Source organism: Nitrincola sp. A-D6, assembly GCF_000764495.1.
In the GTDB taxonomy this organism is placed as follows: domain Bacteria; phylum Pseudomonadota; class Gammaproteobacteria; order Pseudomonadales; family Balneatricaceae; genus Nitrincola.
This window is the reverse complement of the sequence record NZ_JRLB01000071.1, coordinates 1-21,371: the sequence shown is the minus strand read 5'-3', so window position 1 is coordinate 21,371 and position 21,371 is coordinate 1. Positions and strand designations below refer to the sequence as shown.

The window sequence follows — 21,371 nt, the reverse complement described above, 5'->3', positions numbered from 1 at the left end:
GACATTCAGCACAACGGCAATGCGCAGCAGCTCAGCCTCATCCAGCACCCGCTGACACAAAGCAAAGCCCAGCAGTTGGAAGAATCGTCATCACACAGCAGGTAACTACAGGCATGCGGCAAATATAACTGCCAGAGCGACTCAGACCAGGCATCAGCAAAACAACGTTGTTCCAGTGCTCGCGCCTGCTCCAGCCAGGCTGGTGTGAGCAAATGAACCTTCATAACAACGGTTGCAGATCGCGCCAGCAGTCGGCTTTGAACTCAGGCAGCTTGAGCATATGCATCAGACTGTAACTGGTCACGGCTGACACGCCCGCTCTGAGGGTAAAGGTTAAACCGCGCATATCCTCTAATGAATGATCCTGCTCAAGCAACCACTGCGCCGCTGGCTCACCGAGCAACAGCACCCGGCGTGCCGGGTGTTTTTTCAGCATCACATCCAGCTGCCTGCGCACCGCCCGCTGCGCTTCATCGCCACCCTGATTGAGAGAGGAAGAGGCAAACATCGGCCAGTGATGTAAACGCATGGCATCTAACTGCACCTCAGCCCCCATCGCACGGCACAACGCCGCCAGCAAGCGCTGATATTCAGGGCCAACAGCCTCTCGGGCATGGGGTGGCAAGCTATCCACCACCAACAGGTCACCCGCAGGTGTGAAAGACAGGGAGAACTGCGGTTTTTTCATCCGCTCAGACAGAGGCGCCTCGCAACCTCAGGTGCCTCAACCGGCGGTGCTGATTCAACACTGGCCTTAGCGGCTGGAGTGGCACTTACCTTAACATCATCCATTTGCAGTGCAGCCAGGGCATGCTGGCGTGATGCCACAGTATCAGCTGAATGCTGAGGTGTTGCTACAGACGGGGCTGTAGACGACAGAATAGATGCCGCATCAGATGGCCCCACTCCAGGCATTGCAGTTTTAGTCGCTGCCGATTCACGTGGACTGGATAGATCCGGCTGAGGCCAGACAAAGCCATCCACCCACTCAGCCGACACCGGCGCATGGGCCAGGGGCTCACGCGGCAACCAACGACAGATTCCCATCGCATGCAGGTAGTCTTGCTGCAGGTTTACCGCTTGCAAATCACTTGGCTGCGGCATCATCAAACCTGCGGATGGGCTTTTTGCAGATTCGCATCGAGCATATTCAGTGCGTGGATATAGGCCTTGGCCGAGGCGGTAATAATATCTGTATCAGCCCCAATCCATTAACGATACGCCCGCCTTTCTCCAGACGCACAGTCACCTCGCCCTGAGAGTCGGTACCGCTGGTAATGGCATTAACCGAATAGAGTTGCAGATTAGCACCGATATTCACTATGCTCTCAATCGCCTTCAGTGCTGCATCTACCGGACCACTGCCCTCGGATTTTGCGCGGTGCTCTGTACCCTCTACCGACAGCACCACCTCAGCCACAGGAATTTCACCCGTTTGTGAGGTGACATTCAGGCTGCTGAGGCGAAACTTCTCATGACCAGCGCTGGCACGGGCATCGCTCACCAGCGCAATCAGGTCATCATCAAAGATGTCACTTTTCTTATCGGCCAGATCCTTGAAGCGCGCAAAGGCATCATTCAGTTCGGCATCGGAAATAAAGCTGGTGCCCAACTCTTCCATACGGGTACGGAAGGCATTACGCCCAGACAGTTTACCCAACACCATACGATTGGTATTCCAGCCAACACTTTCCGCCGTCATGATTTCGTAAGTTTCGCGGTGTTTGAGTACGCCATCCTGATGAATCCCGGACTCATGCGCAAAAGCATTGGCGCCAACGATCGCCTTGTTTGGCTGCACCGGAAAACCGGTGATGCTCGATACCAGGCGTGAGGCCGGCACAATTTGCGTGGTATCAATACGCGTTTCCAGCCCCATAATATCTTTACGAGTACGCAGCGCCATAACGATCTCTTCAAGCGATGCGTTACCGGCACGCTCACCCAGACCATTCACGGTACACTCAACCTGGCGTGCACCGGCAGCCACCGCAGCCAGTGAATTGGCCACAGCCAACCCCAAATCATTATGACAATGCACTGAGAAAATGGCTTTATCCGCATTCGGAATACGCGCCAGCAACTGACCGATGGTATGGCCAAATTCCTGCGGCACCGCATAACCCACGGTATCCGGAATATTAATCGTACGCGCTCCGGCCTCTATCACCGCTTCGATAATACGGCACATAAAATCCAGCTCAGAACGGCTGGCATCTTCGAGCGAAAATTCCACATCGGCAACCAGATTCCGAGCACGTTTGACTGCACGCACCGCATGCTCAACCACCTGATCCGGCTGCATCTGCAGCTTGTACTTCATGTGAATTGGCGAGGTCGCTATAAAGGTATGTATCCGACCAGAATTAGCATTCACCAGAGCCTCACCCGCGCGATCGATATCCGCATTCAGGGCACGCGACAAAGAACACACAGTACTGTCCTTGATCGTATCTGCAATGGCTTTCACCGCCTCGAAATCACCCTGACTAGCAATGGCAAAACCGGCTTCAATCACGTCAACACGCATTTTTTCCAACTGCCGAGCAATACGTAGCTTCTCATCACGGGTCATGGAGCGCCGGGGCTTTGTTCACCATCGCGCAGGGTGGTATCAAAAATAATTACGTTATTCTGGCTCATTCAAAGACTCCAACACTGTTCAGGACTCGCAATACAATAAGTGCGCATTAGCATATAGCTATTTTAAACCCTAATAGGCTTGAACGGCTAATCATTCGGGAAACTCATTAGCATTGATTGGCTATAACGACAGGGCTACACTCTTTAGACAGGCCAGAAAGATCAATCTCAACAGGCATTTGAATACGGCTATTTTATAAGGATAACCCCATGAGTCCCACTGATTTTGACCGTCTAATCGACCGCCGACATACTGCCAGCCAGAAGTGGGAACGCTATCGTGACACCAGCGTGCTGCCGATGTGGGTGGCGGATACTGACTTCATGGCACCACCCGCCGTGCTTAACGCCCTGCACCAGCGCATCGACCATGGCATTTTCGGCTACACCAATACACCCGCTGAACTGATCGAACAGGTGCAAGGGCGCCTGGAGCGCCTATATAACTGGCGCGTCTGTGCTGACGATCTGGAGTGGCTACCCGGACTGGTTACCGGCCTACACCTGGCCTGTCGCGCAACCGGTGAATCCGGCAGCGGGGTAATCTCGCCCTGCCCTATTTATCCACCCTTTATGACTTCGCCGCACCTATCTGACCGACAACTGATCAAAGTCCCGATGCGCCTTGAAGGCCAGCGCTACCTTCTGGATTTAGAAGCACTTGAAGCGTCGATTACGCCGGATACGCGCTTGCTATTGTTCTGCAACCCACACAATCCAGGCGGCACGGTCTACCGCCGTGAAGAATTGCTGCAACTGGCTGACATCGTATTGCGACACCAACTGATCATTTGCTCAGACGAAATTCACTGTGACCTGGTACTGGAGCCAGGGCTGCAGCATATTCCACTGGCCAGCCTGGGAGATGAGATTGCCCAACGCACCATCACGCTGATGGCACCGAGTAAAACCTTTAATATTGCCGGGCTGGGCTGTTCCTTCGCGGTGATTCAAAACCCCCAACTCCGACGCGACTTCCAGCGTGCCCGCAAGGGTATCGTTCCGGACGTTAACCTGCTGGGTTATACCGCTGCGCTGGCCGCATTTCGTGATGGCGATGCCTGGAATCAATCACAGCTAAACTATTTACGTGCTAACCGTGATTATCTGGTGGAGTCGATCAACGCCATCCCCGGCCTAACCCTGAAACCCATTGAAGCCACCTATCTGGCCTGGATAGATATTAGTGCCGCCCACCTGGAAAACCCCATGCGCTTTTTTGAACAGGCAGGCGTAGGCATGTCGCCAGGACGTGACTTTGGTGATGAGGACTTTATGCGCCTGAATTTTGGCTGTCCTCGAACACTCCTTGAAGAAGCGGTTAAGCGGATTCGACGTGGACTATTGAATCATCTGCCAGCCTGAATTGGCCGTTGCAGACAGTCCAGCAGCTATGCCCGCTCAAAGCTGAAGGGCAACACCTCGGCAATAGTCTGAGCATCCAGCTGACACATCAACAAGCGATCCACACCTAACGCCACACCACTGCAGTCCGGCAACCCTTGCTCCAGTGCCTGAATCAAGCGTGTTTCCAAAGGGCGCTCGGGCAAGGCCAAACGATGACGCTGCTGTTGATCAGCCTGTAAACGCACAGCCTGTTCCTGAGCATCGGCCAGTTCATGGTAGCCGTTTGCCAGCTCCAGTCCATCCACATAGAGTTCAAAACGCTCAGCCACACGCGAGCCATCCGCCAGGGTACAAACCTTTGCCAATGCCGCCTGAGTCGGTGGATAGCTGTGCACAAACACAGCGCCCTGTAACTGCGGTTCGATCAGATGCGACATGAGCAGGTTCAGCCAGGTATCACGGTCATCATCTTCAAACGCCGCCTCAATATGCTGACGGCAAAAATCACGCAGGCTGGCCACATCAGCCAGAAACGGGTCCAGCCTCAGCGTTTGCATAAACAGATCCCGATAAGCAATACGTCGCCAGGTTTTATGCGGCAGTACCGCCGCCACCAGAGTTTCAACTTCATCCATCAATTGCGACAGACCAAAGCCCGGCCGATACCACTCTAACAGTGTAAATTCGGGGTTATGACGCCGACCCGATTCACCGTTACGAAACACCTTACCCAACTGATAAATCGCACCACTGCCCGCTGCCAGCAAACGCTTCATCGCATATTCCGGCGAGGTTTGCAGATACACTGACTGTGAAGGACCACCCGGCACGGCTTGGTACTGCGCCACAATGGAATCAATGAAAGGGTCGCTGACAGCGCAATGTGACAAAATCTGTGTATCTACTTCCATCACATCGCGCTGGGCAAAGAAGGCCCGCAGTTGCGCCAGAAGTGCTGCGCGTTGACGCAGGTTTTCCAGCGGTGCCGAGGGCTGCCAGTCAGATACAGACATCAGGCACGGCTGACATATTCGCCGGAGCGGGTATCGATACGCAGCACTTCACCTATCTCAATAAACAGAGGTACACGCACAACCGCACCGGTACTCAGTGTAGCGGGTTTCGAGCCACCCTGTGCAGTGTCACCCTTCAGCCCCGGATCAGTTTCAATCACTTCCAGCTCCACAAAGTTAGGCGGACTTACAGCGATAGGGTTATTGTTCCACAAAGTGACGGTAATCTTATCCTGCTCTTTCAGCCATTTGGCCGAATCACCCACCGCATTCTTATCAGCCGCCACCTGCTCAAAGGTATTCGGTCCATAAAATGCCACATCTCACCGTCACCGTAGAGATACTCCATATCCGTATCCATGACATCGGCGCCTTCAATGGATTCATTGGACTTAAAGGTACGCTCCCACACCCGACCCGTGATCAGGTTGCGCAGTTTTACCCGGGTAAACGCCTGGCCCTTACCCGGCTTAACAAACTCGACATCCAGCATGTTACAAGGATCGCCATCCAGCATTACTTTAAGACCGTTTTTGAACTGATTCGCAGAATAGTTAGCCATTGGAGTTTCCTTGAAAGAAGCTGTATTGATTAAATTGACACGCATTCTACTTCAAACGAGAATGCAGGCCAATTTTGCCGTGCAAATAATCATCACCGGAGACACATGAATCAAATCCCCTTCACCCAGGTTCGCAGCTGGCAAGATGAACTGCGTGATGCCGTAACTGACCCGGCAGAGCTTCTATCTTGCCTTGAGCTACCTGCTGATCTGCTTGAGGGTGCCCGACAAGGTGATGCGTTATTTAGTTTAAAAGTCCCACACCCTTACCTGCAGCGTATCAAAAAAGGCAATCCGCTGGATCCGCTACTGTTACAGGTGTTGCCACAACTCCAGGAAACACAACACCAGCCCGGTTACACTCAGGACCCACTGGCTGAACAGCAGGCCAACCCTCTGCCTGGCTTAATCCACAAATACACTCATCGGGTATTATTGGTGCTCAGTGGAGCCTGCGCCATCAACTGCCGTTACTGCTTTCGGCGCCACTTTGCCTACCAGGAAAATCAGCTAGGTAAAGCACAGTGGCAACAGATACTCGCATATTTGCATCAACATCCGGAAGTCGATGAAGTAATCTTCTCCGGTGGTGACCCACTGGCCACACCGGATGTGCGACTGCAGCGCATGATTCATGACCTGGAAAAAATTCCGCACCTGGAACGCTTACGCATCCATACACGCCTGCCGGTGGTTATACCCTCACGCATCACGCCCGCGTTACTCAGCGCACTTTCAGAGACACGACTGCAAAGCCTTGTCGTACTGCATATCAATCACGCCAACGAAATAGATGCCGAGGTAAAACACGCTAGCCGCTTGATTACACAGCATAATATTCCCCTATTAAACCAAAGCGTGCTGTTAAAAGGAGTCAATGATAGTGTTGCTGTACAAAAAACACTCAGCAAAACCCTTTTCGCCGCTGGCATATTGCCTTATTATCTGTTCTTATTTGACCCTGTAGCGGGTGCAGCGCATTTCGACCTATCAGAAACTCAGGCTAAAGATCTGGCCGCGCATCTTCAGGCCGAACTGCCTGGCTATCTAATGCCCAGACTTGCTGTCGAAATTCCCGGCAAAGCATCAAAAACGTTGTTGATACCCAGTTACAACACAAGAAATCACCCGGAGTGACTCCATGAAAGCCGCCACTGCCTTTCGCAACCGCCCCATTCAGTCTTTAATGCTACGTACGTGCCTATTATTAACAGCCACCTTGTTTCTGACTGCCTGCGGAAGCTTCAGCTTTAAAAAAACACCCGAGCCAGAACCCGTTGCTGAAGTACCACCGCCTCCGCCACTTCCCAAACCTGCCCTGCTGATCAGCCAGATGATTCCTGAAGAACCTAAAGCCAGGGGCGATGTGGGCGCTTACATCGATTTTATCAACGGCACAGACCTGACCGTAGAATATGTAATGTTCAAAACGACCGCCTACGATCATAATGGTCGTATTGTTCCATCCAAGCGCTCTGGCGACCCAAACACCTGGCTGCGCGTTGCCGGCCCCTTCGCGCCAGGCCAGGCCAGCGGCAGTCGTTACTGGGAACAACTCTGGCAAAACCACAACCTTCACTGTTTCGAAATTGAAGGTGTGGAACTGATCTATATGGATGGTATGGTTGAGTTTTATGAGGCTGACCGTATTGCACTATTGCCGGGTAGTGATCGACAGAATAGTTGTGGCTAACCCCGACAGGCGCTGAAAATACCAAGAACACACAACAACAAGGATCTATCCATGCAAATAAATACCGCCCTATTCGGCACTCAGGAAATCAACGACGATGACCTGATTACCTTCCCTCAGGGCATCCCTGGTTTTGAAAGCAACACACAGTTCAAAGTGTTTCATGAAGAGGGCAAACCCACAGTTCACTGGCTGCAATCCGTTGATGATTCTAAACTGTGCTTCTCAGTGATGGAACCGCAACTGCTGAACCTGGGTTACGAGTTTAGCCTCACAGCTGAGCAGTCAGCACTGATTGGCCTGCAGGAAAATGACGAACTGGCGGTGGTACTGGTTCTGTCTAAAAGTGGATCTCAGGATACTGCCGACATTGAATCCGTGCCTTCAGATACCAGTATCCGTGCTAACCTGACCGGCCCTGTGGTGATCAATATACGCTCAAGAAAAGCCGTGCAGGTTTCATTGCCACGCGTTGAACGGGTTACTTTGATTCGTGCGGTGGATTGATCCTTACAGGCACAGCCTGGTAGTAATCCGGGCTGTGCCAAACCTACTCATCAGCACAAAAAGAAAGCGCTACAGAAACAACCAGCATTCAAGGAAAACTTTTACGCAAAATAGCGTATAAGGCATGATCGACCCAATGGTCGTAGAGCCATTCAGCCTCACGCATCACACCCTCAAGCTCAAAACCTAATCGCTCAGGTATTTTACGACTGGCAATATTGTGCTCAGCACAGTGCATCTCCAGGCGGTTAAGATTCAAATCGTCAAAGCAAAAATTTATCAGTGTTTTGCAGGCTTCGGTTACCCGGCCCTCACCCTGAAAGGCCTCTCCTATCCAATAGCCCAGTGCCGCTTTACGATTACGCCAGTCTAGATGATGAATGCTCATCATTCCTAATATCTGCTCATCACTGTACAACCCCACATGGAAGGCGTGTTGCTGCTCAAAGTGCTGAGTAATATTGCGGATGAAGCGACCGGTATCCTCAACCGAGCGGTGTTCGTCCAACCAAGGCAGCCACTGGCGCAAATAATCGCGATTGGTATCAATCAATGCGAAAAGTTCGGGAGCTTCCTGCGGTTGAATCTGACGGAATTGCATAATACATAACCTTCTATTGAAGTAACCAACCTATCCCATAGATACAAACAGTTGCGGGCTAAATCCTGAACTGCTCGTATAGACAGACGCAGACTAAAGTACTCGGCATTTAATCCACTCCGGGTACAGAATTCGGCTTGTTTCAGATGGCTCTGCTCAGACTCGTCAAGCAATAACAACCAATTGGCTCTGGTGCAGTGTTTTCTCATGTAATCCTCCCAGAATTGAAAGTTGGAAATTTACCGAGCCAGAGTCAGTTGGTATAGGGAGTGGTTGGATTGGCGCTTACGTTTTGACGGCATGCGATATCATCTCACGCACTCAAAGATCTAGTTCGAAATAGTCATTGAAACTAAAATCTGCTGGGATAGGCTTGTGATCCACATTTACAAATTGTTGACCTTGCTTTAACACTCTTTCATGAATATCGATAAGCTGAACATCAGATTCGCTGATTGTCAATTTGATATGAGGGTCGATTATAGAATGATCCCATCTGTTTATGGCATAAACCGTGTACGCAAGTAGTCCATAAACCTGATGGTTTCAGGAGAGTTATTACCATAACTTATAAATATGGCGATCCTGTCGCACTCTGGAGGTGGCAGGACTTTTGTTGCATCCAGATCATGATTTCTTGAAAGTGGTGTTTTATTGTCTTTTGTGGCATCTGTCATGCCCATGTGTGTTGTTTTCAAAGACCAAACGACAACATCACCAACTTCACTGTCCATGTAGATCGGTGTTCCTGATGTAAAATCGGGAAACAAGTGTGACCCACTTCTGATGCTCAACCCTTGCGAATGACTCTTGTGATCTTGCAAGTATATTCCAATTCGGATAACTGAATATTCTTCTTTTTTCCAGTCCGGCCCATCTTGGTTGTACCTATCTGCATTATCCTTATGGTAGTTTGTTATTGGTCCATTGAAATTACAGGTACTGTCTCCGAAATAGAAAATTTCATTACCGATGATTGCTTTTGCAATATTTGTTATTCTTTTATCGTAAACCAACATGCTTAAATGCTTGCTCGCCAACAGATCGCCCTGATCAAACCTTATGTTGTATGCCAACATCCTGAAGTGCTCGATTTCTTCGGCTGTGAATACATTTTTTATAAGGGCGTAACCATCTTTCATGAAGCTGCTTTTGTAGTCTTTCATCATGTCAATATGCTGCTGTACATTCATGCCTTTAACCCAATTCAATATCTGCTGTATGGTCAAGTTGTTATAAGTACAGCATGTTATATACCAGACAATGCAAGACCTACAAGCATTGTGACCCTAACCCTGCATCTGGTCCAGCCAGAGCTGGAAAAATCCGTCGCTGGCTGTGGCTGTTTTCGTCGGACATAGACTTCGCCAATAGCCGGAGTGCAGCCAGATGTGGGTGATCTCACGAATTATCATGCCGGATTTTCCAGTTATAAGTGGAGCTAAATTCTGGGGTTCGGCCAGTCTGAGATGATAAACATCGACATGTAGCTCAACAGATTCTGATCTACCATGTAAAATCATAACTTTATACTCTAAAACACTCCACATATCAGCCGATATCACATAGGATGATAATAAAATTAAACGCAACTCGCTGCTGAGGATATGCACACCTCCGGGCGGTAGCGTGTCTGAAACTCATTAACAAAAGACTTCTTATGCATGTTTGATAACAAATCTATCCTGATCACAGGTGGGACTGGGTCCTTTGGACACCAATTCGTTAAAACAATTTTACAAAGACATGCCCCGAGACGTCTCGTTATCTATTCGCGCGACGAATTGAAGCAGTATGAGATGCAGCAGGTATTCGATCAAAAATGCATGCGTTATTTTATTGGAGATGTCAGAGATCGTGAACGGTTGACTCAGGCAATGAGGGACATAGATTATGTCATCCATGCTGCCGCACTCAAGCAGGTACCTGCAGCGGAATATAATCCAACAGAATGCATCAAAACAAATATTTATGGTGCTGAAAACGTTATACAGTCAGCACTGGCTAACAATGTTGACAAAGTCATCGCACTGTCTACAGACAAGGCTGCCAACCCTGTCAATTTATACGGCGCCACCAAACTAGCATCTGACAAGCTTTTTGTGGCCGCTAATAATATGGCTGGCAAACTAAAAACCCAGTTTTCAGTCGTACGCTACGGTAACGTAGTTGGTTCTAGGGGATCCGTGGTCCCCTACTTCAAAAAACTATTGGAACAGCAAACTGATCACCTACCCATAACCGACCCACGCATGACTCGTTTTTGGATCACCCTGCAACAGGGCGTAGACTTTGTGCTCAAGAATTTTCAGCGTATGCATGGTGGTGAGATTTTCGTTCCTAAAATACCGTCTATACGAATTACTGATCTAGCTGAAGCACTCGCTCCCGGAACGCCACTAAAAACCATTGGTATCAGGCCGGGTGAGAAACTACATGAGATCATGTGCCCGAGTGATGATTCCCATTTGACCCTTGAGTTTGACGATCATTATGTTATTCGTCCTACGATCCGCTACAACTCCCGTAGCAATCATTTTTCGCCCAACGAACTTGATGAGAAAGGCACAGAGGTACCTCAAGGATTTGAATATAATTCAGGAGCCAACCCTTACTTTCTGTCTTTAGAGGAGATCCTTCATTACAACGAGTTATGTCAAAATGAATGATATGATTCCTTATGGACGGCAGGATATCACTGACGCAGATATCGAAGCAGTTGTGAAGGTTTTACAGTCTGACTTCATCACTCAAGGGCCCACAACCGCAGCGTTTGAACAGGCCATTGCAAACTACTGTCATGTCGAACATGCTGTCGCTGTAAATAGTGCGACATCTGCGTTACATTTGGCCTGCCTTGCCTTAGGCTTAAAGCAAGGCCAATGGCTCTGGACATCTCCTATTACATTCGTTGCCTCTGCGAATTGTGCTTTATATTGTGGTGCACAAATTGATTTTGTTGATATCAACACCAATACGGGAAATCTGTGTCCTATTGCATTAGAAAGCAAGCTGATCCAGGCGGAGAGAGTAGGCAGACTACCCAAGATTGTGGTTCCGGTTCATCTCGGTGGCCAACCCTGTGAGATGGATAAAATCAAAGCACTATCAGAACGCTTTGGCTTTCATATCATAGAAGATGCATCCCACGCCATCGGCGCAAAATATCGTCAGAAGCCTGTGGGCAACTGTCGATATAGTGACATCACTGTTTTCAGCTTTCATCCAGTGAAGTTAATCACTACCGCAGAAGGAGGAGTCGCCACTACGCAAAATCCAGCCATAGCAGACAAAATGCTACGGCTACGCAGTCATGGAATTACCCGGGATGTAGAGCGAATGACGCATAAACCTGATGGTCCATGGTATTACCAGCAGCAGGATCTTGGTTTTAATTACCGGATGAGTGATTTGCATGCCGCCTTGGGCTTATCTCAACTTAAAAGGCTTGATGAGTATGTTTTTATTCGCTCTGAATTGGCAAGACTATATGATGAGATGCTGATCGGTCTGCCGCTAACATCACTGATGCAACATCAAGACACAAATAGTGCCTGGCACCTCTATATCATTCGCCTGTCTGCCAAAATAAACCAAGATGGGCATCGTCAAATATTTACAGCCATGCGCGATGAAAACATTGGTGTAAACCTGCACTACATTCCAGTTCACCTACAGCCCTACTACCAAAACCTGGGTTTTAAAGTAAACGACTTTCCTAAAGCCGAAGAATATTACAGCCAAGCACTCAGTCTACCACTGCACCCAGGACTTACGCCTAACATGCAAAACAAGGTTGTTAAAACCCTGGGCGCAGCAATCCAAAGGTACTCTAGCTAAAATAGTTTTTATGAATATAGCCGTGATTCCTGCCCGTGGTGGCAGTACGCGTATTCCGCGTAAGAACATCAAACATTTCTGTGGCAAACCTATGCTGGCCTGGTCTATCGAAGCCGCACAAAAAAGCCGTTGCTTCGATTTGATTGTGGTCAGCACTGATGATGAAGAGATTGCGGCCGTCGCAAGAGACTATGGCGCTACTGTCCCTTTTATGCGCCCAACTGCATTGGCTGATAACTACACAGGAACCACTGCCGTTATTCGTCATACTGTGCAATGGATGCTGGATTCTGATTATAAGTTGAAAAATATATGCTGTATTTATGCCACAGCACCTTTCATACAACCTACTGATCTACAAAAGTCACTTGATCAACTCAATAGGGGTAATTCAGCCTTTGTTTTTTCGACCACCAGCTTTCCCTTTCCAGTTCAGCGCGCCATTATAAAAACTGAAAATGGAGGATGCTATCCTATGTTTCCAGAACATATCGGAAAACGCTCTCAGGATCTGGAAGAAGCCTTCCATGATGCAGGACAGTTCTATTGGGCCGAAAAGCCGCCTGGATGAACGGGAACAGCGTATTTAGTGAAGACTCTGAGATGTACATACTGCCACGCTGGCGAGTGCAGGACATTGACACACTGGAAGACTGGGACAGGGCAGAACGTTTATTCACTGTATTTTATTCTAGCTAAATGAAAGTCCAAATACGCACAGATGCATCTGATCTTATAGGGTCAGGTCATGTAATGCGTTGCCTGACTTTAGCCAAAGCATTGCAACAAAATAATATTAACGTTGAGTTTATCTCCCGCCCCCACCCAGGCAATTTGATTGCTTCATAGAACAGCAAGGTTTCAGCGTTCTGCAACTTCCCAAGCTTGCAAAATTCAGTGAGGCATTAACGTTGCAAGGCTATACCTCTTGGCTGGGATGCACTGAAAAAGAAGATGCCGATGATACGAAAGAACTGTTATTAAAATCCGGCATCCCCGCAGAGGTATTGATTGTTGACCACTATGGTCTTGGCAGCCTGTATACCCAAAGCCTCAAGCCTTATTTTCAGCATAGGATGGTGATAGACGACCTGGCCAATCGCCACCAGGATTGTGAAACGCTGTTAGATCAAAATTTGCTGCCGGGTTTGCAATATCGTTACCAAGGAAAAGTGAATGCTAAATGTGTCTGCTTATTAGGTCCAGACTATGCACTGTTGCGAGAGGAGTTCTATTGTCAGCAACCAGAGCGAGAACGCCAACATCTATTGATTTTTTTTGGAGGAAGCGATCCCTGGCATCTCACTTTGAAAGCTGTACAGGCATTGCAGCAGTTACAATTAAACCATAAGAGTTGTCCGCCTGTAGATGTTGTCATTGGCTACAACCATCCGGATAAGCACAAAATTTCCGAAGCGATATCCAGCTTACCTGGTTCTGAGTTGCATATCCAAAGCCAACAAATGGCCAAACTGATGAGCAGAGCTAAAGTCATGCTTGGCGCGGGTGGCAGTACCCACTGGGAACGCTGTATTATGGGATTACCTGGGCTCATTGTAACTGTTGCAGAAAACCAACGCCCTACTACAGAGCATTTAGCTGAACTGGGCGCTTGTATCTGGCTGGGTGATGCATGTCAAATCACCATAGAGCGACTACTTCAGGCGTTAAAAAATGTATTGGCTAATGCTAGGCTACTAAATGAAATAAGCTACAATGCCCTGAAACAGGTTCCAATTACAGGAGGGAGCCAAGCTGTAGTAAAGCATCTTTTGAATCAATTAGAGAAACGCAACACATGAACAAAGGCTCGACAGCACCCAGCTACATTCAATTAGGCAACAAGATTATTGGTCTGGATACTCCGCCACTGATAATCGCCGAATTGTCTGGGAATCACGACCAGTCACTCGATAAAGCCCTGGCCATGGTTGATGCAGCAGCCAAGTCTGGTGCCGATGCAATCAAGCTACAAACCTATACTGCTGACACCATGACGCTGGATGTACATAACCGAGAATTCTTCATTGACGATCCAGGCAATTTATGGCACGGATATTCCCTTCACGATTTGTATCAAAAAGCCGCGACTCCCTGGGGCTGGCATAAGATAATTTTTGAACGGGCCAAACAGCACAATATGCTGGCTTTCAGCACTCCGTTTGATTTAACCGCACTGGAATATCTCGAAAGTCTGGACGTGCCCTGTTACAAAATCGCATCTTTTGAAAATACTGATCACCCCTTGCTTGAAGCTGTAGCACGCACTGGCAAACCCATAATCATCTCTACAGGCATGGCTACACTGAGTGAACTGACAGAGTCTGTTGAAGTTCTTCGCCAACACGGTTGCAAAGACCTTATCCTGCTCAAATGCACCAGTAGCTATCCTGCTAACCCTGTAGATGCCAACCTAAAAACTCTACCGCATCTTGCTGAATTATTTCACTGCCAAGTCGGTCTATCAGATCACACTAACGGACTGGGTGTGGCTGTAGCCAGCGTTGCTCTGGGAGCGACAGTCATCGAAAAACACTTTGTACTGGATCGTAGTGAAGGCGGGGTGGATGCAGAGTTTTCGATGGAACCAAACGAATTTCATCAACTAGTAGAAGAGTGCCGAAAAGCCAAGGATGCCCTGGGAATGGTTCACTATGGCCCAACACCAGAAGAATTCACGTCACGCAAGCACCGCCGCTCTTTGTACATTGCTAAAGATATGCAAGTTGGTGACATCCTGACTGAACAAAACCTAAGGGCTGTCCGACCTGGTTTAGGCTTACCACCCAAATACCTGAAACAGTTTCTGGGCAAAAGTATAAAAAAGAATGCGGCAAAGGGTACCCCTTTGAGCTGGGAACTGTTGATCTGACCTACAAATGAACACTATTAAATATTTGGTTGTCTCAACAAGACGATGGAACCATAAGGCTTTCAAGGAATGCTCCCCTTATTTACCAGGAGAGTGGCACTTGTGGACCGAACCAGAAGAGTTAACACTCCCTAACTTGCAAGCTTTACAGCCAACCAAAGTTTTTTTTCCACATTGGAACTGGGTGGTTCCAAACGAAATTTTGCAGTGTTTCACCTGCATATGCTTCCATATGACCGCGTTGCCCTATGGTCGAGGAGGCAGCCCGCTGCAGAACCTGATTTTAAAAGGACATCAGGACACACAGCTAACGGCCCTGAAGATGACGCCAGAGTTAGATGCTGGGCCAACTTATGCCCAGGAGACGTTAAGCCTAGCAGGTAGTGCGCAAGATATATTTGAACGTGCAGCACCACTGGTATACAAACTCATAGAGAAAATTCTGACAGAAGATGTGCAACCCGTTGCCCAAAAAGGTGAAGTCGTATACTTCAAACGCCGTAATCCAGAACAAAGTGAGCTCCCCTCAGGACTAAGCAAGCTAGCTACTTATGATTTTATTCGTATGCTAGATGCAGAAGGCTACCCAAAAGCTTTTGTTCGCTGCCAAGAAAGGCGCATTGAACTTTCCCAAGCGAAAATAAATAGCTCGGGAGTACTCACGGCTCAAGCTCACTTCATTGAAGAAGGAAACGAATGATGGCTTGCATTCTTGTCGTAGCAGCCCACCCTGATGACGAAGTGCTTGGTTGTGGTGGCACACTAGTCAAGCATACTCTTGCAGGAGATAGGGTGCATATCGTATTTATGGCAGACGGTGAAACTTCACGTCCATCAAGCACAAGTGAAGCTTCTGCAAGAGAGCGAATGGCTCATCAAGCTGGCGAGGTACTCGGCGCTCAATCACTACACTTTTTAGGTTTTCCTGACAACGCCATGGATAGTTTGCCTTTACTGCACATTACCCAAAAACTTGAGTCTATTATTCAACCCCTTCAGCCAGATACGATTTATACGCATTTTGGTGGTGATTTGAATATAGATCACCGCCTAACTTATCAAGCCGTTATGACCGCCTGCCGTCCTCAGCCAGAAAGCAGTGTAAAGAAAATTTACTGCTTTGAAGTGGCCAGTAGCACCGAATGGGCTTCACAAATCGATGTACCCTTTCGTCCACAACGCTTTGTTGATATAAGTGCGGTACTAGCACAAAAAAAACGAGCCCTGGATTTTTACAGTAAAGAGTTACGGCCTTGGCCACATACCCGCTCAGAAGAGGCAATTACCCTCAAAGCGCAAGTCCGGGGTAACCAGGTTGGCATGAGTGCGGCTGAAGCATTTATGGTTGAACGGGAGCTATGTTAAATGCCTCCTGTTAAAGCACCTCACAGCCTCTTTTGCCCCCTTGATACAAGCTTGCTTGAAACCGTTCGTCTATGGCGAAATAAGCCCAGAATTCGTAAAAACATGCTGAACAGTCAGCCCATAAGCCATGACGAGCAACAGCAGTGGTTTAAAAACTTACAACAGATTGACACCAAACGTTATCTGGTTTTTTTCCAAAACCTCAGACCTGTTGGAATGCTGTATTTTGATTACATTGGCTCAGAAAGACTTAACTGGGGTTGTTATCTTGGTGAGGAAGACATATGGCCAGGTAGTGGTTTAATTCTAGAAATAGCAGCACTTGACTATGCCTTTGATATCTTGCAACAAAAAACCTTGACTGCCGAGATATTAGACCATAATGAACAACCTATACGCATGCATATTTTCTTTGAGTATCAAGAAAAAGCACCTATAGCATTCAGCAAAAATGGAGAATTAATTCAGCTTAGAAAATTCCAATATGAAGCAACGGATTGGAAAAAAAATCGAGAAGCTGTGATTGCCAAATTGCCTACCAGCATCCGTTTGGCAAGTGAAAATATAACCTTTGACTATTGAGTAGAGACAGATTGGATGAAAGAAAAAATACTATCGCTGATGCAGGAAATCACTCTGATGTTCGGTGGTACACTGGTTGACAATCTGGATGATGATACCGTTCTTCTTGAAACAGGGATGGACTCAATGGGCTTCGCTGTACTGGTAGCTCGGCTCGAAGAAGAAACAGGTGTTGATCCTTTCAGTATGATGGAAGAGCCAGTTTATCCACGTACATTGAAAGAATTTGTAGGTATATATGAGCAGTACGCCACGAATGATCAATAGCTTTGTAACGGCTCTGCAGAAACTCCCAGCACACCAGCCTTGTATTATTGACGAAGGGCAGGTACTGACTGTCAATCAGCTACTCGAGAAAGCTAAGGATAGACTATACAACTCTGAAATAACGCCTCAAAAGCATTTAATACTAGAAGGCTTGTCACCCCTGAATTTTATCATAGCGCTATTGGCTTTTGATGGACAGGTAGATTCAATACAGCTAAAACCGGCAACTTTATCATATCCTGCTTCGTTAATACTTAACAAAAACCAGACTATTCAAAGACCTTCTGAAACGCGTTGGTTATTGGCCACCTCAGGGACAACCGGTACACCTAAGCTCATTGAGCACAGTTTTGAAAGCCTTACCCAGAAAACCCTGTTAAATAGAACTCAGGGGCAAAAGCTTATTTGGGGACTTGCATATGACACCTATCGCTTTGCAGGCTTACAAGTCATTTTACAAGCCTTATTAGGTGGTTCACAGCTCGCCATACCTGCATCATCCTGCTTTGCTGACCAAATACAATCATGGCTGTCTGCCAGAGTAAACGCTTTATCGGCCACACCTTCTTTATGGCGAAAACTTCTAATGGATAGTCGTATAAAAAGCCTTAACTTGCAGCAAATAACATTAGGAGGAGAGATAGTAGATCAAACTATTCTAGATGTTCTAGCTGCAAATTTCTCAGAGGCTAGGATAGTCCATGTTTATGCCTCAACAGAAGCTGGTGCAGGATTTAGTGTTAAAGATCAGCAAGCAGGTTTTCCTGCTTGCTGGATTAAAAATACAGCCAGTGGTGTTGATATAAAGATCAATAACAATCAGCATCTACTTATCAAGCCCTCCACCCTAGCGCAAGGAAACTTCCTTCAGGAAAGATTAACTGAAGATGGCTATCTCGATACAGAGGATCTAGTTGAGATCAGAGGAGATCGTGTCATTTTTCTAGGGCGAGCATCAGGTGCTATTAATGTCGGTGGGAACAAAGTTAGCCCGGAATATGTCGAAGCCTGTATACGACAAGTTCCCGGCATTCTTGAAGCATGTGTATATGGTAAATCCAGCAGTATGATGGGGCAGTTGGTGGCAGCAGATATAGTCATATCAAGAGAGGCTGACTCTCAAAGCCTGCGCCAACTGGTTATGCAGCACTGTCAAGAACACTTAACACCTTGGCAGCGTCCAATATCACTACGCTTTGTGGATAACTTAAACCTTACCTCAGCAGGAAAAAAGGATAGAAAAAATCCATGAAAATAGTAGTAATAACAGGAGCCACTCGGGGATTAGGTTTAGAGGTAACTCGACAGGCTCTCAAAAGTGAATATAAAGTCATAGCTATTGGCAGAGCTAAATCTGAAGCACTCGAACAATTACAAGATCAATACCCAGAGCACCTTATATTTGAGGCCTATGATTTTAATGACCTGTCTGGGATTCATAAATTAGCCACCAGCATATCCAAAAATCATGGGCGCCCTTGGGGTTTAGTCAATAATGCAGCTATTGGTTATGATGGTGTACTTGCAACTCTACATGAAAAAGACATAAGCCAACTAATTCGCGTTAACATAGAAGCACCAATACTTTTAACAAAATACTTGTTACGTCCCATGCTTATAAATCAACAGGGGCGTATTATAAACATTTCTTCAATAATTGCTTCGACCGGATTCAATGGACTATCTGTATACGCGGCCACTAAATCCGCACTAACTGGATTCACTAAATCACTCTCCAGAGAAGTAGGGAAAGTAGGCATTACAGTAAATACAATTTCACCAGGTTACATGGAAACAGATATGACTAATGAACTTCAAAGAGAAAAGAAACAATCCATCCTCAGACGTAGCCCACTTGGCCGCCTTGCATCCACAGAAGATGTTGCTAGTTCAATAATGTACTTACTTAGTGAAAAATCATCAAGTATTACGGGCACAAATATAACCATAGATGCTGGCAGCACTGCCTGAATTTACTTTTACCAATATTACATAAAAGCTACAGAGTAGCTTAAAAAGAGATAGTAATGAAATCAATAAAAGAATTAAAAAATCTCTATAAAGCCGGAATAAATATTTCAGAATATCTGAAGAATATACAAAAAAAACAAGAAAATACAACTGAAATAATAGAAATAGCATATGACATACAAACTGGAAGTTATATCAAAAGCATGGAAGATAGCACATACAGAAATTTAAAAAAAGAATATGTGAAAATACTATCAGACACCATAAATAATCTCTACAAACCTAAAACCATAATGGAAGCGGGTGTTGGTGAAGCTACAACACTAGCTGAATTGATAAACGACAGCAACATTAAATACTACGGGTTTGATTTAAGCTGGTCTAGAATAAAGTATGCTAAAGACTATCTAGAAAAAATGAACAAAAATAATATAAAGCTATGTACAGCCAATCTTAACTCCATACCTTTTCTAGATAACTCTATAGATATAGTTTACACATCTCACTCAATAGAACCAAACCGAGGAAGTGAAAAAATAATAATTCAAGAATTATATCGAGTTGCAAGAAAATATCTAATTTTACTTGAACCTGCCTATGATTTATCAAATGCAAATGCAAAGGAACGAATGAACAAGCATGGTTATTGTAGAAACATCAAGGAAACTTGTTACGAACTCGGATATAACGTAATCAAACATGAACTGTTTCCTATTTCAACAAACCCGCTCAACCCTACTGGAATAACAATAATAGAGAAAAACTCTGACATCAATAATTCTGCTGAAATATTTGCCTGTCCAATATATAAAACGCCACTTGAAAAAATTGAAGGAAACTATTACAGTGAAGACGCACTATCCGTGTATCCTTCTCTACTCGGCATACCTTGCTTAAGAATAGAAAACAAAATAATTGCAAGCAAATATAAAGAACTATAACCAGTAAAAATATACAAAAACAAAGAAACTATTTAAAAATGAACAACTTCTTCATTAAAAGTAAAAATGAATATATCCAAAAATGCACCCCCATAATTGATAAAATACCAAAAACAGGTAGCATAGGAATATTTGGTGTTAACTGTCCAGCAAGATTAATTGATGAGATAATGGATGGCTATCCTGATTGCTATATAGCCACAAGACCCATTGAAAAAGAACTATATGGAAAAAAAGTAATTGATATTGATGAATCCTCAAATATAGATGCTATCATCCTCTCTTCATTATCAAATCAAGAGCAGCAATTAAAAGTACTAAAGGAAAAGCAATATAAAGGAAAAATATATACTCTTCCTAACATGGCACACCTAAGTACTTTTATGCAAAATGATTTTAAATCCACCAAGAATATTGATGCTTTATTTTACAAACACACCAACAACCCAGCCTTAATTATAGGAAATGGGCCATCATTTGAACCTGAAATAATTAGTAATTTAAAAAATAAAAATCTAATAAAGTTCGGATGCAATGGCATTCTCTCATCAAAGCAAAATATTGATATTGATTATTATTTTTTATTAGACCAATTCTCGGTTTACACTTGGAGGATAAAATATCAAGTCTTAATTGTGAAATACTAGCGCCAGCCCACCTAAGCAATTCCATAGATAAAATGAAGACTCCTATAAAACCAACATTCTTCCCAGCATGCTATAGAACCAAAAATACAAATTTGGAAATTGATGATATTTTAATTAATGGCGCAGAAACAAGTCATACAGTGGCTTCTATCATGCTTCAATTTGCTGGTTATATGAGATGCAACCCTATCTATTTAATCGGAATAGATCTAAATTACAAAAATGACAAAAAATATTTTACAAATGATTATCACCCCATAGGAACAAAGCAATATGAGCCCGAAAAAATAGATTTTTTTACTAATGAAATGATTACTGGAATACAGAGAGTTACTAATTCACTTCATAGCAAAGGGATTACTATTTACAATTGCAGCAAGCAAAGTCTTTTAAATGAAAATGGAATAACTGAATATTACGATATAAATGACATTTAGTCTCAATTATATTTTTCATTGATAGTGCTCAATGAATCTAATAAAACATATTCAATTAAATCTGCCAACCAAACAACATTACT

The 21,371-nt window shown here is 45.7% G+C and carries 23 protein-coding genes and 2 pseudogenes; 18 read left to right on the top strand and 7 right to left on the bottom strand.

Going from position 1 to position 21,371, the window contains the following annotated elements; genetic code table 11:
* Positions 1-220 precede the first annotated feature (220 nt).
* The 3 genes and pseudogenes from LH51_RS11420 to LH51_RS11410 all read right to left on the bottom strand — a co-directional run bounded on the left by LH51_RS11420 (position 221) and on the right by LH51_RS11410 (position 2,643).
* On the bottom strand, positions 221-688 hold the full coding sequence (locus LH51_RS11420; RefSeq protein WP_036522290.1) for a hypothetical protein: 468 nt from the start codon (positions 686-688) through the stop codon (positions 221-223).
* Positions 685-1,107: a hypothetical protein gene (locus LH51_RS11415; RefSeq protein ID WP_144244260.1), complete on the bottom strand. Its 423-nt coding sequence runs from the start codon at positions 1,105-1,107 to the stop codon at positions 685-687. Before LH51_RS11415 ends, LH51_RS11420 begins: the two co-directional genes overlap by 4 nt.
* A pseudogene (locus tag LH51_RS11410) lies at positions 1,107-2,643 on the bottom strand (2-isopropylmalate synthase). The gene LH51_RS11415 and the pseudogene LH51_RS11410 overlap by 1 nt, the downstream one beginning before the upstream one ends.
* A gap of 210 nt (positions 2,644-2,853) precedes the next feature.
* Between LH51_RS11410 and LH51_RS11405 the strand changes: the two are divergent.
* Complete coding sequence (locus LH51_RS11405) at positions 2,854-4,008, top strand: MalY/PatB family protein (protein ID WP_036522288.1); 1,155 nt, start codon at positions 2,854-2,856, stop codon at positions 4,006-4,008.
* A 26-nt stretch (positions 4,009-4,034) separates the two neighbouring features.
* Here the strand turns inward: LH51_RS11405 and epmA are convergent, their stop codons facing one another.
* Positions 4,035-5,003, bottom strand: coding sequence for an EF-P lysine aminoacylase EpmA (epmA, locus tag LH51_RS11400; protein ID WP_036522286.1), 969 nt, complete (start codon positions 5,001-5,003; stop codon positions 4,035-4,037).
* Positions 5,003-5,565: pseudogene (gene efp, locus LH51_RS11395) on the bottom strand (elongation factor P). The gene epmA and the pseudogene efp overlap by 1 nt, the downstream one beginning before the upstream one ends.
* A 105-nt stretch (positions 5,566-5,670) precedes the next feature.
* Between efp and epmB the strand changes: the two are divergent.
* The 3 genes from epmB to fliW are packed head-to-tail and all read left to right on the top strand — an operon-like array spanning position 5,671 to position 7,765.
* A complete protein-coding gene (gene epmB, locus LH51_RS11390) occupies positions 5,671-6,702 on the top strand; it encodes an EF-P beta-lysylation protein EpmB (RefSeq protein WP_036522284.1) in 1,032 nt (343 codons plus the stop codon).
* A gap of 4 nt (positions 6,703-6,706) precedes the next feature.
* On the top strand, positions 6,707-7,258 hold the full coding sequence (locus LH51_RS11385) for a hypothetical protein (protein WP_036522283.1): 552 nt from the start codon (positions 6,707-6,709) through the stop codon (positions 7,256-7,258).
* A 51-nt stretch (positions 7,259-7,309) separates the two neighbouring features.
* Complete coding sequence (fliW, locus tag LH51_RS11380; protein ID WP_036522281.1) at positions 7,310-7,765, top strand: flagellar assembly protein FliW; 456 nt, start codon at positions 7,310-7,312, stop codon at positions 7,763-7,765.
* 88 nt (positions 7,766-7,853) lie between these two features.
* Here the strand turns inward: fliW and LH51_RS11375 are convergent, their stop codons facing one another.
* Positions 7,854-8,366, bottom strand: coding sequence for a GNAT family N-acetyltransferase (locus LH51_RS11375; RefSeq protein ID WP_036522280.1), 513 nt, complete (start codon positions 8,364-8,366; stop codon positions 7,854-7,856).
* Positions 8,367-8,866: 500 nt separating this feature from the next.
* A complete protein-coding gene (locus tag LH51_RS11370; RefSeq protein WP_036522279.1) occupies positions 8,867-9,559 on the bottom strand; it encodes a hypothetical protein in 693 nt (230 codons plus the stop codon).
* A gap of 471 nt (positions 9,560-10,030) precedes the next feature.
* Between LH51_RS11370 and pseB the strand changes: the two genes are divergently transcribed.
* The 14 genes from pseB (at position 10,031) to LH51_RS11295 (ending at position 21,288) form a co-directional block, all read left to right on the top strand.
* Positions 10,031-11,035: a UDP-N-acetylglucosamine 4,6-dehydratase (inverting) gene (gene pseB, locus LH51_RS11360; protein ID WP_036522276.1), complete on the top strand. Its 1,005-nt coding sequence runs from the start codon at positions 10,031-10,033 to the stop codon at positions 11,033-11,035.
* Positions 11,028-12,206 (top strand): UDP-4-amino-4,6-dideoxy-N-acetyl-beta-L-altrosamine transaminase, encoded by a 1,179-nt coding sequence (gene pseC, locus LH51_RS11355; RefSeq protein WP_327124847.1) that lies wholly within the window; start codon positions 11,028-11,030, stop codon positions 12,204-12,206. Before pseB ends, pseC begins: the two co-directional genes overlap by 8 nt.
* A gap of 10 nt (positions 12,207-12,216) precedes the next feature.
* Positions 12,217-12,777 (top strand): pseudaminic acid cytidylyltransferase, encoded by a 561-nt coding sequence (gene pseF, locus LH51_RS11350; RefSeq protein WP_235263684.1) that lies wholly within the window; start codon positions 12,217-12,219, stop codon positions 12,775-12,777.
* Positions 12,778-13,051: 274 nt separating this feature from the next.
* Positions 13,052-14,008, top strand: a complete 957-nt coding sequence (gene pseG / locus LH51_RS11345) for a UDP-2,4-diacetamido-2,4,6-trideoxy-beta-L-altropyranose hydrolase (protein WP_081960786.1) — start codon at positions 13,052-13,054, stop codon at positions 14,006-14,008.
* The gene (gene pseI, locus LH51_RS11340; RefSeq protein WP_036522275.1) at positions 14,005-15,078 is read left to right on the top strand and encodes a pseudaminic acid synthase; all 1,074 of its coding nucleotides are present in this window, start codon (positions 14,005-14,007) and stop codon (positions 15,076-15,078) included. The genes pseG and pseI overlap by 4 nt, the downstream gene beginning before the upstream one ends.
* A gap of 100 nt (positions 15,079-15,178) precedes the next feature.
* On the top strand, positions 15,179-15,778 hold the full coding sequence (locus LH51_RS11335; RefSeq protein ID WP_200881975.1) for a hypothetical protein: 600 nt from the start codon (positions 15,179-15,181) through the stop codon (positions 15,776-15,778).
* Positions 15,775-16,443 carry a PIG-L deacetylase family protein gene (locus tag LH51_RS11330; RefSeq protein ID WP_036522273.1) on the top strand — a complete coding sequence of 223 codons (669 nt, stop codon included), beginning with the start codon at positions 15,775-15,777 and terminating at the stop codon, positions 16,441-16,443. The genes LH51_RS11335 and LH51_RS11330 overlap by 4 nt, the downstream gene beginning before the upstream one ends.
* Complete coding sequence (gene pseH / locus LH51_RS11325) at positions 16,444-17,025, top strand: UDP-4-amino-4,6-dideoxy-N-acetyl-beta-L-altrosamine N-acetyltransferase (RefSeq protein ID WP_036522271.1); 582 nt, start codon at positions 16,444-16,446, stop codon at positions 17,023-17,025.
* A gap of 15 nt (positions 17,026-17,040) precedes the next feature.
* A complete protein-coding gene (locus tag LH51_RS11320) occupies positions 17,041-17,292 on the top strand; it encodes an acyl carrier protein (RefSeq protein ID WP_036522270.1) in 252 nt (83 codons plus the stop codon).
* Positions 17,282-18,544 carry an ANL family adenylate-forming protein gene (locus LH51_RS11315; protein ID WP_052063709.1) on the top strand — a complete coding sequence of 421 codons (1,263 nt, stop codon included), beginning with the start codon at positions 17,282-17,284 and terminating at the stop codon, positions 18,542-18,544. Before LH51_RS11320 ends, LH51_RS11315 begins: the two co-directional genes overlap by 11 nt.
* Positions 18,541-19,263: an SDR family NAD(P)-dependent oxidoreductase gene (locus LH51_RS11310; RefSeq protein WP_036522269.1), complete on the top strand. Its 723-nt coding sequence runs from the start codon at positions 18,541-18,543 to the stop codon at positions 19,261-19,263. The genes LH51_RS11315 and LH51_RS11310 overlap by 4 nt, the downstream gene beginning before the upstream one ends.
* Positions 19,264-19,319: 56 nt before the next feature.
* Positions 19,320-20,204, top strand: coding sequence for a class I SAM-dependent methyltransferase (locus LH51_RS11305; RefSeq protein WP_036522267.1), 885 nt, complete (start codon positions 19,320-19,322; stop codon positions 20,202-20,204).
* Positions 20,205-20,242: 38 nt separating this feature from the next.
* On the top strand, positions 20,243-20,851 hold the full coding sequence (locus LH51_RS11300) for a hypothetical protein (RefSeq protein ID WP_036522266.1): 609 nt from the start codon (positions 20,243-20,245) through the stop codon (positions 20,849-20,851).
* Complete coding sequence (locus LH51_RS11295; protein WP_144244259.1) at positions 20,812-21,288, top strand: hypothetical protein; 477 nt, start codon at positions 20,812-20,814, stop codon at positions 21,286-21,288. The genes LH51_RS11300 and LH51_RS11295 overlap by 40 nt, the downstream gene beginning before the upstream one ends.
* Positions 21,289-21,371: the final 83 nt, after the last annotated feature.

Coding starts and splice junctions, on each gene's coding strand:
- LH51_RS11420 (WP_036522290.1), bottom strand. CDS start 688: ATGAAAAAACCGCAGTTCTCCCTGTCTTTCACACCTGCGGGTGACCTG.
- LH51_RS11415 (WP_144244260.1), bottom strand. CDS start 1,107: ATGATGCCGCAGCCAAGTGATTTGCAAGCGGTAAACCTGCAGCAAGAC.
- LH51_RS11405 (WP_036522288.1), top strand. CDS start 2,854: ATGAGTCCCACTGATTTTGACCGTCTAATCGACCGCCGACATACTGCC.
- epmA (WP_036522286.1), bottom strand. CDS start 5,003: ATGTCTGTATCTGACTGGCAGCCCTCGGCACCGCTGGAAAACCTGCGT.
- epmB (WP_036522284.1), top strand. CDS start 5,671: ATGAATCAAATCCCCTTCACCCAGGTTCGCAGCTGGCAAGATGAACTG.
- LH51_RS11385 (WP_036522283.1), top strand. CDS start 6,707: ATGAAAGCCGCCACTGCCTTTCGCAACCGCCCCATTCAGTCTTTAATG.
- fliW (WP_036522281.1), top strand. CDS start 7,310: ATGCAAATAAATACCGCCCTATTCGGCACTCAGGAAATCAACGACGAT.
- LH51_RS11375 (WP_036522280.1), bottom strand. CDS start 8,366: ATGCAATTCCGTCAGATTCAACCGCAGGAAGCTCCCGAACTTTTCGCA.
- LH51_RS11370 (WP_036522279.1), bottom strand. CDS start 9,559: ATGAATGTACAGCAGCATATTGACATGATGAAAGACTACAAAAGCAGC.
- pseB (WP_036522276.1), top strand. CDS start 10,031: ATGTTTGATAACAAATCTATCCTGATCACAGGTGGGACTGGGTCCTTT.
- pseC (WP_327124847.1), top strand. CDS start 11,028: ATGAATGATATGATTCCTTATGGACGGCAGGATATCACTGACGCAGAT.
- pseF (WP_235263684.1), top strand. CDS start 12,217: ATGAATATAGCCGTGATTCCTGCCCGTGGTGGCAGTACGCGTATTCCG.
- pseI (WP_036522275.1), top strand. CDS start 14,005: ATGAACAAAGGCTCGACAGCACCCAGCTACATTCAATTAGGCAACAAG.
- LH51_RS11330 (WP_036522273.1), top strand. CDS start 15,775: ATGATGGCTTGCATTCTTGTCGTAGCAGCCCACCCTGATGACGAAGTG.
- pseH (WP_036522271.1), top strand. CDS start 16,444: ATGCCTCCTGTTAAAGCACCTCACAGCCTCTTTTGCCCCCTTGATACA.
- LH51_RS11320 (WP_036522270.1), top strand. CDS start 17,041: ATGAAAGAAAAAATACTATCGCTGATGCAGGAAATCACTCTGATGTTC.
- LH51_RS11315 (WP_052063709.1), top strand. CDS start 17,282: ATGATCAATAGCTTTGTAACGGCTCTGCAGAAACTCCCAGCACACCAG.
- LH51_RS11310 (WP_036522269.1), top strand. CDS start 18,541: ATGAAAATAGTAGTAATAACAGGAGCCACTCGGGGATTAGGTTTAGAG.
- LH51_RS11305 (WP_036522267.1), top strand. CDS start 19,320: ATGAAATCAATAAAAGAATTAAAAAATCTCTATAAAGCCGGAATAAAT.
- LH51_RS11300 (WP_036522266.1), top strand. CDS start 20,243: ATGAACAACTTCTTCATTAAAAGTAAAAATGAATATATCCAAAAATGC.